Annotated in this window: 13 protein-coding genes; 8 read left to right on the forward strand and 5 right to left on the reverse strand. The window is 47.4% G+C overall.

Going from position 1 to position 13,007, the window contains the following annotated elements; genetic code table 11:
* The coding region (locus tag A3750_RS01615) for a DUF1329 domain-containing protein (protein WP_068547972.1) at positions 1 to 1,112 on the forward strand (1,112 nt) is incomplete at its 5' end.
* Positions 1,113 to 1,222: 110 nt separating this feature from the next.
* Here A3750_RS01615 and A3750_RS01620 read toward each other — a convergent pair.
* Both A3750_RS01620 and cynS read right to left on the reverse strand, forming a co-directional pair.
* Positions 1,223 to 1,831 carry a PEP-CTERM sorting domain-containing protein gene (locus tag A3750_RS01620; protein ID WP_068457969.1) on the reverse strand — a complete coding sequence of 203 codons (609 nt, stop codon included), beginning with the start codon at positions 1,829 to 1,831 and terminating at the stop codon, positions 1,223 to 1,225.
* Between the two features lie 433 nt (positions 1,832 to 2,264).
* Positions 2,265 to 2,705: a cyanase gene (cynS, locus tag A3750_RS01625; protein WP_068547973.1), complete on the reverse strand. Its 441-nt coding sequence runs from the start codon at positions 2,703 to 2,705 to the stop codon at positions 2,265 to 2,267.
* A 334-nt stretch (positions 2,706 to 3,039) separates the two neighbouring features.
* Here cynS and A3750_RS25660 point away from each other — a divergent pair, with 334 nt between their 5' ends.
* Entirely contained in the window at positions 3,040 to 3,372 is a 333-nt protein-coding gene (locus tag A3750_RS25660) for a hypothetical protein (protein WP_255374857.1), read from the forward strand.
* A 123-nt stretch (positions 3,373 to 3,495) separates the two neighbouring features.
* On the forward strand, positions 3,496 to 3,768 hold the full coding sequence (locus tag A3750_RS01635) for an antibiotic biosynthesis monooxygenase (protein ID WP_068457995.1): 273 nt from the start codon (positions 3,496 to 3,498) through the stop codon (positions 3,766 to 3,768).
* A 154-nt stretch (positions 3,769 to 3,922) separates the two neighbouring features.
* On the opposite strand, the gene A3750_RS01640 is transcribed toward A3750_RS01635, so the two are convergent.
* On the reverse strand, positions 3,923 to 5,329 hold the full coding sequence (locus A3750_RS01640) for a serine hydrolase (RefSeq protein WP_231871671.1): 1,407 nt from the start codon (positions 5,327 to 5,329) through the stop codon (positions 3,923 to 3,925).
* Between the two features lie 152 nt (positions 5,330 to 5,481).
* Here A3750_RS01640 and A3750_RS01645 point away from each other — a divergent pair, with 152 nt between their 5' ends.
* Complete coding sequence (locus A3750_RS01645; RefSeq protein ID WP_068457974.1) at positions 5,482 to 6,489, forward strand: aldehyde reductase; 1,008 nt, start codon at positions 5,482 to 5,484, stop codon at positions 6,487 to 6,489.
* Positions 6,490 to 6,613: 124 nt separating this feature from the next.
* Here the strand turns inward: A3750_RS01645 and A3750_RS01650 are convergent, their stop codons facing one another.
* Positions 6,614 to 7,237 carry a MarC family protein gene (locus A3750_RS01650; protein ID WP_068457975.1) on the reverse strand — a complete coding sequence of 208 codons (624 nt, stop codon included), beginning with the start codon at positions 7,235 to 7,237 and terminating at the stop codon, positions 6,614 to 6,616.
* 238 nt (positions 7,238 to 7,475) lie between these two features.
* Here A3750_RS01650 and A3750_RS01655 point away from each other — a divergent pair, with 238 nt between their 5' ends.
* From A3750_RS01655 to A3750_RS01665, 3 genes are all read left to right on the forward strand, one after another.
* Positions 7,476 to 8,372, forward strand: a complete 897-nt coding sequence (locus A3750_RS01655) for a 3'(2'),5'-bisphosphate nucleotidase CysQ (protein ID WP_068457978.1) — start codon at positions 7,476 to 7,478, stop codon at positions 8,370 to 8,372.
* Between the two features lie 181 nt (positions 8,373 to 8,553).
* Entirely contained in the window at positions 8,554 to 9,462 is a 909-nt protein-coding gene (locus A3750_RS01660; RefSeq protein ID WP_068457980.1) for a DUF1295 domain-containing protein, read from the forward strand.
* A 214-nt stretch (positions 9,463 to 9,676) separates the two neighbouring features.
* A complete protein-coding gene (locus A3750_RS01665) occupies positions 9,677 to 11,362 on the forward strand; it encodes a GGDEF domain-containing protein (RefSeq protein WP_068457982.1) in 1,686 nt (561 codons plus the stop codon).
* Positions 11,363 to 11,426: 64 nt separating this feature from the next.
* Here A3750_RS01665 and ppk2 read toward each other — a convergent pair whose 3' ends face one another.
* The gene (gene ppk2, locus A3750_RS01670) at positions 11,427 to 12,389 is read right to left on the reverse strand and encodes a polyphosphate kinase 2 (protein ID WP_068457984.1); all 963 of its coding nucleotides are present in this window, start codon (positions 12,387 to 12,389) and stop codon (positions 11,427 to 11,429) included.
* Between the two features lie 176 nt (positions 12,390 to 12,565).
* On the opposite strand from ppk2, the gene A3750_RS01675 reads away from it, so the two are divergent.
* Positions 12,566 to 13,007: hypothetical protein (locus A3750_RS01675; RefSeq protein ID WP_156498305.1), on the forward strand; the 442-nt coding region annotated here is incomplete at its 3' end.

Here is a 13,007-nt window from a genome sequence, read left to right on the forward strand (position 1 = left end):
TTGAAACGTATGCCGGCAAGCTTACGCCCGGCCAGAGCGCTATGTTTAATACCTATCCTGATACCTTTCGAATGGATGTTTATCCTTCTCATCGATCCCATTCTATGCCGGACTGGGTCCTCGAGAATACGAAGAAAAACGCGGTGACTGCGTCATTAACGGACGGCGGGCTTGGCTTCAAAAATGCGTACGGTGGCATCCCGTTTCCAATTCTGCACGGGAATAGTTCTGAAAAAGCGCTTCAAGCAATTTGGAATCACATGACACGCTGGCGCGGTATATATGTGGTTAAAAACGCAGCCGAGGTGTCGGTGCATCGAACGGGTGCATTTGAGCCTATCACTAAGCAGTACGAGATTTTGTTTAACTTCCATCGCCCCGATGGCAGTTTCGATGAGTTAGAGAATATTCTTTTTTACTTCCTGTCGTTTAATAAGGCCCCAGCACGACTTGCCGGTGGTGCGTTGCTCGTCCATGAGACGCTGAACCAAGTCAAAGAAGAGCGCCAGGTATGGGATTACAACAAAGGACAGCGCAGAGTAAGGCGTGCCCCTAATCTTGCTTATGACTCTCCGATCGCATCGTCAGATAACACGCGCACGGCCGACGATACTGATATGTTTAACGGTGCCACGGATCGGTATGAGTGGGAATATATCGGCTTGGAGGAATACTTCATTCCTTACAACAACTATCGAATCGATCAACAGGATGTGAAATATAAAGACCTCGTTATGCCGGGTCATCTTAACCCTGATTATGTTCGTTGGGAGTTGCACCGCGTGCATGTCGTGAAGGCGAAGCTCAAGGACAAATTCCGTCATATTTACGAAGAACGTGTGTTTTACATCGACGAAGATAGTTGGGGGATTGCGCTGGTTGATAAATATAATGATGAGGGCGAACTTTGGCGCGTAGGAACAGCACTGACGAAAAACTTTTATGAGTTGCCGGGCGTTTGGGCTGCGATTAATGTATATCATGATTTACAGGCTAAACGTTACAGCGTGAATGGCCTTTCTTCGGAAGAACGGCAGTCTGTTTTGTTCGATGATGAAGCACCGAATGCTCGCCATTTCAAACCACAGTCTCTGCGACGCAGGGCGCGATAAATACCTGTCTCTTTATGCTGCTAGTTTAAGCGAGAGAAAAGAGGCGTTGGTCAAGTAAGAGAGACGACACAGGCAACAAGGCCTGTGTCGTTTTGTATCATAATTTGTGCTTAACGCTCTATGCGCCGACGAGTCCATAAACCGATTAAACCCATCGCAAGAAGAGCGAGTGAGCCAGGCTCCGGAACCGAAGTCGAATCGTCATCATTTGGTACGGTTGAGCTACCATCACGCAGAAATGATCCATAGACGTTCACGCGGCTGCCGGAAGAGTCGCTTGTCATTATCCAACCGTCTCTAGAGCCAGTTAATGCGGGCAGTGTACTTGTCGTAAAAAGTGTCATTCCGCCTAACGTTGCGCCTGGGTTGATGAAATCTGCTGGAGTAGACGTTTCCCAAATGAAATTCTGGGCACCGACCCTTTCGCTCCAACTGTTCGGACCAGAAAGGCTTGTGCGGGGATCGTTATCCGGATTTGACATTCGAAACAGACTAGCGGATAGGTTGTTGGTTAGGTTCTCGATACTATAAACGTAGCGGTTGTTTGTACCGCCAAGTTCCGCTGCACTGGTAAATTCTTCGGTCACGCGAAAGTCCGCCGATCCATCATCAATGCCATTTACAAACCAGTCCGATGTCGTAATGAGACTTGCGTTTGCTCCAAGGGATGTAAAGCTAAATACGAGTGCAATGCATATTTTTTGTGCTGGGGACAACATGTTTTCTCTCCTTGTTCTGCTCAGATTTTTGTCTTTAAAGCGACTGATAGAGCTGTCGTTAGTTCAGTCTAACTATTTGCACATCCTTAGATATTACAAACCCTCTTTTTACACGGCATGTCGAAAGTTAGTAACAACTAGCAAATAACTGGTCAAAAAATAAGCAATACATGGGCCGCGTAAACGGATGCTGTATAAAAAGAGATACTTAACGATATTGGAGTTTGGGACTTTTTGAGAAAGTGTAAAGCTTTCCGACGGAAACCACAGTAGCCGCTTTTAACGGGAGTTAGACAGGAGTAGTGTGGGGGGCTGCGGTGGAATGGTTATCCGGTGTCCCGTTCACTTGCCTCAACATGAGTCATCTTCTTCTCATGGATTGAGTAACTGGGGCCAAGCCCCAGTTAAAGAATGTGCTAACGGGTAGCGGCGCTTACCACGTCTTGTAGGGTAGAAACTTCCCGTTCATCGTAACGACAACGCGATCGCCTTTTGGGTCTTCCTGTTTTTCAACGTCCATACTAAAGTCGATTGCGCTCATGATGCCGTCACCGAACTTTTCTTGAATGACTTCTTTTAGCGTATCTCCGTATACGCCGACAATTTCATATAAGCGGTAAATGAGCGGGTCTTGTGGAACGCTTTTTTCCCACGTTTTGGTCGGGTATTCCATCAACGCGGCTTTTGCCCCGGTTGGTAAATCAAGTAGGGCGCAGAGCTTATCAGCGGGTTCCTCTGGCATGCTGTTCATGCCGAGGCACGCTGATGTTACCCAGACCGTTCCAAGTCCTAGTTCTTTTGCAATGGATTCCCAGCTCAGCTCTTTTTCTTTTTTTGCGAGTACAACGGCTTCTACGACTTCTTCTTTTTTCATACGGTACTACTCCGTCTTATGGTTGGTAGATCTCGATTGTTAGGTATGTACTGAGAGGTACTTCAGCAATGGCTATGCCATGACATTTTTTAGAGAATAAAATAGATAAAAATGAGGGGCTTAGGGTTGTATTCGCGTTATGTTGGTGCATGTTTAGCGAACTAGCTGCGGTTCAAACCAGTGCAAAGTACTCCCCAAAAATGTCTTAGCCGCACCAATAAATGCATTTAACGTTTACTTGCCTCGGAGCGTTGTCGTATAAAAGTCTAAGCTCGCGCTTAATCTCGCGGAGATTCCCAACGATAAACTGCCAACTGGAAAATATTACGATTTCATTGACCAAACTTCGTTTTTACTTTCGGATAGCGGAGAGTCAAAGCGAGAAGCGGTTTACTTTTGGTGGGGTAAAGAGCTTATGGCCGTTAGAATGAAAGAATACAAAGCACATGTAAAAGTAGTCATGGCTGAAGCGCCGCATATGCATATAGATCTCGCCACAGTGCGTGATGTTGGCCTTGCACCTTGGTTTTTCAATCTCTATCTCGACCCGAAAGAAGAAATGACCGTAGGTCACCGTCGAGATCCATGGATGGCTACTGTGCTTGGAAAACTTAAGGCGCACGGTGCGACGCTCAAGAAATATCCACCCAAAGAAGTAGGGCTCTAAAACATTCGATTGACGACTTCTTGCTTTTGCTGATGTCAAAGTCTTCGAACACAGGCCCCTCTTTGGTTGGCGATGATGGTTTTCGCTAGTGCCGACTTTAAGGTCAACAAGGAGCACATGCCTATGTACGCGGTAATATTCAAAGCGACGGTGAAAGAGTTGGATGATGAGTATTCGACGATGGCACAACGTATGCGTGATCTTGCCATGAATCAATATGGTTGTACTGAGTTTACGGTATGTACTGAAGGGAGCCGCGAAATCGCTATATCGTATTGGCCTTCAATGGCACATATTCGAGCGTGGCATCAGAATCCGGAGCACAGAAAAGCCCAGGCTCTCGGGAAGGGAAAATGGTATGCATCTTATCGCGTTCAGGTGACCAAGCTTATTTGATCGTGTGATGCAGACTGGGCATAACGCGATGTACGTCGGTCATCTAAAAGACGCGGGCCGAGTGGTTCTGAGTTTTCTCGTCTGCGTTGGCGGCCCCTTGGCTTAAGCAAGAAATATCGTTGAACGACATTCTATTTGCCGGCATTTTTGTGGCTTATTTTTTATAAATCTCGATTTGTTTTGCTGATAGGTAGGACGCCAAAGCCTCGTAGGCCGGCAGAGAGGTGGGGTCGATCTTTGCGTTCTTCGCTGTTGGGAAAGAACTAAATCGAACGATCACCATGTCTGCTTTTGGCGCGATATAGATTGTTTGACCATGTACGCCACGCGCTGCATACGCGTCGAACTCATTGTGAAAATGCCACCACATACTGCGATAGCTTCCTCCTTGCATGGTGTTGTAGCCGGCTTTGGCGAAGACGTTTTTATCTGCGCCGTTTCGAATACTTTGTGCAACCGACGCAGGGAAAATACCTTGGCCGTTGAACTCACCGTCATTAAGGAGTGCTTGCCCAAGTCGCGCTAAATCACGCAAGCCAGCGCTGATGCCGCCGCCGGCAAAAGGCGTGCCCTTGGCGTCCACCGTCATGTAAGCGTCTTGCTCGGCCCCCAGCTTTTTCCATAGTTTTTCGGAGATGAGCTTGGCAAGATCGGTGTTTGTCGCACGGGAGACGATCCAGCCTAATGCATCCGTATTGATCGTTTTGTAAGCAAATGCGTCTCCGTGTTTACCGGCCTTTTGAACCGTTTGAAGATATTCGTAATAGCCGTTAGGGCCCTTGTAATTCGCGGGTTTAGGCATTGGGCTGGCGGCGGCGGAATAGAGCCAAATATCGGCTTTCGGGTCGGCGTAATCTTCGCTGTATTGGAGGGCGGTCGTCATATCCATCACTTGGCGAACGGTTGCATCTCCGAATGCGCTGTCTTTTAGTTCGGGGACGATGCTTGCTACTGCAACGCGATCATCAAGTAGGCCTTCCGCAATGAGCATTTCTGCGATTAAACCCGTGAACGATTTGGTCATCGACATAGCTGCGTGTTTGCCATCTTCGTCCAAACAGCCCCTATACTGCTCATAGACAATCTTGCCTTGATGAAGTACTACGATGCCGTCTGTGTAGTTTGCGCTGAGTGACTCTTTCCATGTCATGCTCTTATTGCTTCCAAGGGGGGTGAAGCGAAGTGAGTCTATCCTGTCATCCAGCGCGTACTCAAAGCGATGAGGGGCAGCAAGGCCGCGGCTAATTTGTTTCGTGGGCAAAAGCTCGCGAATATGGCACACCGTCCAGCGTAGATTGGGGAAGCTGAAGTAATTCGATTGCGGCTGCATAACCAGCTTGTCGTCCGGGGGCGGAAACCCTTGCATCAAGCCTAGCTGGTTTGGGTCTGATGTCGCAGCGTTTAAGTCGGTTTTCGATTTCACCACAGCCGTTTTTTCTGGCGTTCGGTCGGTCTCGGCTTGGCTTTTTGAGGTTTTATCACTCGCGAGACAACCTGACATAGAGAGCGTCAGAAAGACCAGCGCGAACGCTCTGCAGAAAGGATTGATGGATGTGTGCATGGTCAACTCTTTTTGTTGTTTCAAAACTTGTTTAAGGCCGATAGCCAGTATGATCAATTTGATGGTTTTTCTTTCTACTTACAAGCCTGCCAAATCCCTCTATGATGGAACGAATAAAAAATATACGTTCAAAGCGATTCTTGGGGATCTTTATGACACAAAAAATTCTGGTTACTGATGCTTCTGGTTTTATTGCTGGCCACTGCATTCTCGATTTGCTTGAGCATGGCTATGCGGTGCGTGGGACGGTTCGAAATCTGAAAAAAGCGCCTGCATTGAAGGCAATGTTTGCTAAGTACACGGACAAGGCCGATAGCATTGAGTTCGCGCAGGCTGATTTGCTCAGTGACGAAGGATGGGTTGACGCCGCAACAGGGTGTGATGGCTTGTTTCATCTCGCATCGCCTGTTCCCTTGCAGCAACCGAAAAATGCCGATGAGGTGATTCGCCCTGCAAGAGAAGGCGCATTGAATGCACTAAAAGCCGCGAATACAGCAGGAATTAAAAGGGTCGTGCTCACCTCTTCTATTGCGGCGGTGATGTTTGGGCATGGTGATCAGCATCGCACCTTTACCGAGAAAGATTGGACGAATGTTGATGCGACAGATGTTGCTTACTACAAAAGTAAGGCGTTGGCAGAAAAGGCGGCTTGGGATTATGTCGCCGGTACCGACATTCAACTTTCTACCGTGCTACCAGGCTTAGTACTTGGGCCTGCCTTGGAGAGCGACTACGGCACGTCATTGCAATTAATTGTCGAGATGTTGAAAGGAAAGTATCCCGTGGTTCCGCAAATTGGCTTTGAGGCTGTAGATGTAAGAGACATCGCTTCATTGCACCGTTTAGCGTATGAAAGCCCAGACGCGGTCGGTAAGCGGTTTATTGGGACGAATGGTTGGGTGATGTTTAAAGAGGTCGCTCAAATTTTAAAAGAGGCGTATCCGGATTCAAAAGTCTCTACTCGAGAGTTGCCCGTGTTTCTCTCTAACATTCTGTCCTACATCGTGAAAGATATGGAAATGGTGAAAGGCGAGGGCGGTAAAACCAAGAAGGCCGACAATAGTGCGGCTATGTCCTTGGGTTGGCGGCCTCACTCGATTAAGGATGCAGTAGTAAGTGGCGCTGAAAGTTTGATTGAACTAGGTGTGGTGCGTAATTAAGTAGCGGACGGAAACTTCAGACAGAGATCGTCTTCGCACGATTTTTCATGCTGCCATACATTGGGCAAACAAGGGTCTTGATTGGGCAGAGTTGCAATGCCGTTTCAAGACCAAAGCGATGCGGTTAATGCATCAAACTATTCAGCTGGAATGCGCCGATGATGCCGTCTACGAGCATTTGAGTGCCGACGACGCAAAGAATCAAGCCCATCAGTCTCGTGATAATGCCGGTAATCGCCTCGCCAACGCGCTTCAAAATACGCGTGCTGAGCAAAAAGCAGCACAGCGTAACAAGGCACAGGATAAAGAACGCGCCTATTGTGATCAGCGTTTCATGCCAGGAACCCATCGAATAGTTCATGGCGGTAGCAATTGTACCGGGGCCAGCAAGGATCGGGACCGCCAACGGAGAGACGGAGAGATCTGGATGTTCGACGGTGTCTGCAGAATGAAATTTCGATTCTTTACCATTCAGCATGTGATAGCCAATGATGAAAATTAGCACGCCCCCTGCAATGCGGAATGCAGACAGAGAAATGCCGAATAGCTGGAACAGGTATTGGCCGATCAAAGCAAAAGCGACAATCGTCACGAAAGCAATCAGAATGCCTTTTGCCGCCAGCTTACGGCGTTCATCGTAATTGAGATTCTCACTCAACGAGGCGAAAACCGTGGTGTTAGCTATCGGATTCATAATGGCAAAAAATGCCATAAATACGCTGAGTCCATGTTCGACGATGCTGCTCATTGGTGTTGCATCCTTTTAGATGAGTGTTTGAAGAAACGCATTGAGCTTATGGATGAGACGACTTAAAGGCAAGCCCGCAATCACGCGATAGAAAAGGCCTGTACCCTAGTTCAAAGTGTCTTTGCCCTTATCTGGTCGATATGCGGTCGAGATTGCGGGTTAGCAGAGAATGAAGGGTTTACGGTTGTTTTAATGCGCGTATATTTGTTCTCTTCTTTTATTCGATAGCACTGTTTTTATGCACTTAAAACCATCAGATCTTAATCTTCTTCGGGAACGGGCCGAGCGCGTTGCCAAAGAGGCGGGCGCACTTATTATGCGCTATGCGGGCGCAGTGCCAGAAATCAAACATAAGGCCGGTGCTGTCAGTCTTGCGGCGCAGGTTGTGACGGAAGTAGACCACAAGTGTGATGCGTTGATTCGCGAACGCTTAATGGACACGGTTGATCGCTTCGATCTGGCTCTGCTCACTGAAGAAACTGAAGATGACGGTTCGCGCTTAAAAAAAGACTATTTTTGGTGCGTTGATCCTTTGGACGGAACGCTCGCTTTTACACGTTCCGTGCATGGATACTCGGTGGCCATTTCTCTCATTACGAAACAAGGTGAGCCGGTTATTGGTGTGGTTTATGACCCACTTAAAGATGACCTGTATTCTGCTGTGAAAGGGCAAGGTGCGAAGCATAACGGCCAGCGCTGGAGACCGCTCGATGAAAACAAAGTGGCAGTGGAAGAGGCGGTAGAATTTATTGTGCAATTGGATTGCAGCTTTATTGAGAGCACTCGTTTCGTTGACATATGGGCGCGTGTGGAGCAATGGGCTGTTGATCAGGGTTATTCGGGCGCCAGGTATTTGAGCGACGCCGGCGGTGTGATGAGTGCAATTGCGGTGCTGCGTGAACCCCCTGCCTGTTACTTTAAACCTCCGAAAGACCAAAGCGGCGGCGGGAGTGTATGGGACTTCGCAGCGACGGCATGCATTTTTGCCGAAGTAGGTGCATATGCGATGGATTATTCTGGCAAGTCGTTTCATTTCAATCCTAAGGGTGATACCTATATGAATCATTGCGGCGTGATGTTTTCAACCAATGACTTTAGCGCTTCGATGCAAGCGGCGGGTATTATGCTGGGTTGAAGCTTGCTAGGTTGAAGCTTGCTAGGGAGCTCGTTCGGAAAACACTGTTTTAGATAGGCCACTTCTGAAGTTTTATTGACCCCGTAAACTAAAGTCAGTTATTTGAGAACGAAGAGCTGCTCAGCCTAGTTCTCGTAACAATCAAGAAGTGCTTAATCAAAATAATAATAGGGTGACCCTCATGGCCATTGTGCTCAACGTATTCTTTATCGCGGTATTGTGTGTGATCTTAAATACCACGCAATCAACACTTCTCGATATGCTTTTCAGTAACGCTATCGCGCAAGCAGTATTGTTCTTTTTCGTTGTTTGCATCCCCTTCTGGCGCACAAAGAGAATGTCTTATGTGGATATCGCCTGGCCTTTTGGTGTGGCTATTATCGGCGCGCACATTCTTTTAATGGGCGAAGCCGAGCCTATTCGCAACACCATTGTTGGGGCTGTGTATTTGTTCATTGGATTAAGAATGGGCATTGGCGCGATTACTATGGCGAAGGCGACGGGTGTTATTTTCAAGTATGAATTTCCACGTTATAAATACCGGCGCACTATGCTTGAAGCCGAAGGTTCAAAACACGTGGATGCGCATATGTTGGGTGAGGCAGTGGCGCAAGGGTTTGCCAATATGACGGTACTGGCATTACCCGGTTTTTTGATAGCCACGAGTTCTCTGCAGGGTATCAGCATTTGGGAAGTAGCCGGTTTAACCTTGTGGGCCTTGGCGTATCTAACCGAATCGATCGCCGATGGGCAGAAAATGTGGTTTATCTCCAAGAACCCAAAGGGTGTTTGCAACATCGGTTTGTGGAAATATAGCCGTCACCCCAATTATTTTTCGGAGTGGCTGGTTTGGACTGGGCTTGTTGTGGCGACGGTACCATCCTGGTTGTCGCTCGCCGATGTCGAATTTGTTTTTGTATGGAGTGTGCTCGGCATTGGTGCTTTATTCGCCTCAGTCATGCTTTACGTGACCTTGGTGTACCTAACGGGTGCCAAGCCTGCCGAGTATTACTCCGTTCAGAAGCGTGAGGGCTACAAAGAGTATCAACGTAAAACAAATATGTTTTTTCCCTGGTTTCCGAGGGACTAGCTTTCTAGGGATTGGCTGTTCGAGGGTTTGCCTCTGGAGCTGAAAAACCTCATCTCTGCATGTTTTCGCACGTTCTAATCTGCGCTTTTGATGCTGGAAAATGAGCCATAAGATAGTATGATGTAAAAGCCTTACAAATTGTGTGGGTAGAAAGATTTGCGTGTACGAGTGTATTTGTCGCGCGTTATTTTCTATACATGCAGGGGAATCTTTCATGCGTTTTATTATTCCGTTAGGATTGCTTTCTAGCCGGTTACGAATTTTTCTGGCTGTATTTCTTGCGTTATTGATTGTCTTTTCTCTAAGTGCAGAGCATCGCGCTTCTCCGCTTAACATTCTCATTATTCATTCCTACAACGAACACATTCCCTGGAACAAAGCCTTTACCCGAGGGCTCGATGATTTTCTTGAGTCGCGTGGTGCAGAGTTTGACGTGTTTAGAGAGTATCTGGATGCTTACCGCTCTGGATCTAAGACGCTAGACTCCGAATTTGCTGAGTTTCTGCGTGCACGTTATTCGAAAATGGATATTGATATTGTGGTTGGCGAATCGGACGAGGCCGCAGATTTTGTCGATCGTTATCAACATGAATTTGCGCCTGAAGCGGCGACGATTTATTTCGCCAGTCATTCGTATGAAGAAGACGATACACATTTAGCCATTGTGCCTGACATTCCGTATGTCGTGCAGAGTGGAGTAGATTACGCACTAGAGCAAAATCCAGATGCGAATAAGGTACTTATCGTAAGAGGTAATAATCCTGAGGCGAAGCTGTCTGCCGAAGCGATGGAACAAACGCTTGGTTCTATAGAAAAGGTGAATACCAGCGTTGCGTCTGATTTTAGTTTGGAGAGCCTGCTCGAGGAACTTAAAGCGTTTCCGGCTTCGGGAGTGATCTTTTACACCCTTGTGTTTGAGGATAACACGGGCCAAAAGTTTAGTCCCAGAGACTTTCTAGGCCACATCGCAGCGGTGTCGAAAGCGCCAATATATGTGTATTACAGCACCTTGGTTGGCAACGGTGCGGTTGGTGGCTATGTGATTGATGGCGATGCGCTAGCCAAGAATGTGCTTGAAGCCTCTTCTGGTTATGCACTCAATGGCCGGTTCAGAAGGCATTATCGCGCGACCTCGGAAATGTTTGATTGGAATGCTCTAAAGCAACATGGGATCGCATTTTCCAGCATACCGAATAGTGCAAGAATCATTAATCGCCCGGAGGGTTTTGTAGAAAAGAATCTCTACGCGACTGTGACCACACTCGGTGGTATCGCGCTGCTGCTTATTGTGGTTATTTTTCTTGCTGTGTATTTCGCAAAGCGCAATGCGAAGTTATCTTATCTAAATTTGCAGCTGGAACAGGCCCAAAAATCGTTAAGCCGAAGTAATGAGCATTTAAATCAACTCGCAATGCATGACGCACTGACGGGAATCTATAACCGTCGTGCAGCAATGCCGTTGGTGAATGAGGCGATGAAGCGGGTTCAGGGCTCTAAAGCGAAATATGCTCTGATGCTGATTGATTTGGATAGTTTTAAAAGAGTGAACGACCGGCATGGCCATAAGGTTGGCGATGAAGTTCTGATGATGCTTGCAAAAAAGGTGTCGGGCTTATTACGCAGCGGTGATGTGTTCGCTCGATGGGGGGGAGAGGAGTTTCTGCTCCTGGCTCGGATAGAGCAAGATGATGACGCGCACATTGTGGCGGAAAAGATTAGAAGCAAGGTCGAAGAGTCGGAGTTTGGTGTTGATGGCTTAAAAGTGACAGTGAGCATTGGTGTGGTGCTCACGGCCACTGACAGTCACTTTGATGCGCTATTTCAATGTGCTGATAAGGCCCTATACGAAGCGAAGCAGCAAGGTAGAAACCGTGTCCAGTTTGCTGCAAGTGATCGCTAAAGGTTCTTTAGCTAAATTTCAGTCATCGAACAGTCCACGGCTGACAGTTCGCTTACTTGGATGCTTACCATTCGGAAATCGATTGGCCCAAAATATGATTTGAGTTTCCAATTGCATGAGAGCTCTTGCCTACGATTAGTGGGTCGGGACCATGAACAAGCGACTGGTCTTTATCCGGGTAGTCTAAGGTGGATAAAAAGTGCAGCATGCAGTTTAAGCGAGCCCGCTTTTTATCTGTTGATTTGACAATGGTCCAAGGTGCATCGGCGGTATCTGTGTAGAAGAACATCGCTTCTTTCGCTTCGGTGTATTCATCCCATTTAGCCAAGGATGCACGGTCAATTGGTGACAGTTTCCATTGTTTCAACGGGTCGTTTTCGCGTTGGCTAAAGCGGTGGTGTTGTTCGTCTTGGGTGACTGAAAACCAGTATTTATATAGCTTTATTCCGCTGCGCACGAGCATACGCTCTACTTCTGGGGTTTGACGCATAAACTCCAAATAAGATTCTGGCGTGCAGAACTCCATAACACGTTCAACGCCCGCTCGGTTATACCAAGAGCGATCAAATAGGACCATTTCTCCAGCGCTTGGCAAATGTTTAATGTAGCGTTGAAAATACCACTGACCAAGCTCGTGTTCTGTGGGTTTTTCAAGCGCTACAACATGCGCGCCACGTGGGTTTAGATGCTCCATGAAGCGTTTTATCGTTCCTCCCTTACCGGCGGCATCTCGTCCCTCAAAGAGAATGACAATTTTCTGGCCGGTATCTTTGACCCATTTTTGTACTTTGAGTAGCTCGACTTGAAGCGCTTTTTTCTTACGTTCGTAATCGCGTTTGCTCATCTTGGTCTTGTAAGGGAAGGTCCCTGATTGAAACAGGTCCTGAATGGCTTCAGGGTTTTTTCGTAGCTTTGCTAAATCGTGCAGTAGCTCGTTACCCTGATGGTCGGGGTGAATCATGCTTGCGCCATCATTCGCTTGTTGTTCGTTATTACCTTTAGACAGCGTATTTGTTGCTTCAGTCATTGTGTTCTCCGCTAACCAATAATTAATACCATTTAGTATAAGGAAGATTAGAATGCTCTAGGGTGAAAGCTGCGCTAGGCTTGAGCAAGATCAAGAATACTTTGCTCATGGGTGTTTTAAGTTGTTCGCGCAAGCTTTCTTTTAGAATGTTTCGTTTTTACAGGCTGGGCCAGTTTATGAACCTACAGCGTTATCTCACGCTTATTATTTTACTATTTAGTGGCTTGGCTCATGCAGCCCCTCCCTTGCCAGGTTATATTCAACTACTGGTGGGTGAGCTACAGTTTGGTGAGGGTAACGTTGTGATCGATCGTGACGGCCGCGAGCTTGAGGGGACGGTCGACAGTATTCCGTACTTAGGCGGTGCGGTTCAAATGCCGACCAAGAATGATCTATTTGGCTATGGAATGGAGGCGGGTGGTTTTGTCTCTTGGAAAAACGATGAGGTTAGCTATTTGGCAACAAGTGGGCCTGATGGTGGCAAGCTAAGAGTACGTGTCGACAATTCCTTTTTCTTGTTTGAGACGTTTCTGGGAGCCTACGGTTCGTTTAAGCCTGCTGATCGTTTGAGGTTTTATGCCGGTGCCGGACCACTTTTTGTTTATGCTCGAGCAGAAA

The sequence above is a fragment of the Oleiphilus sp. HI0079 genome, from assembly GCF_001635105.1.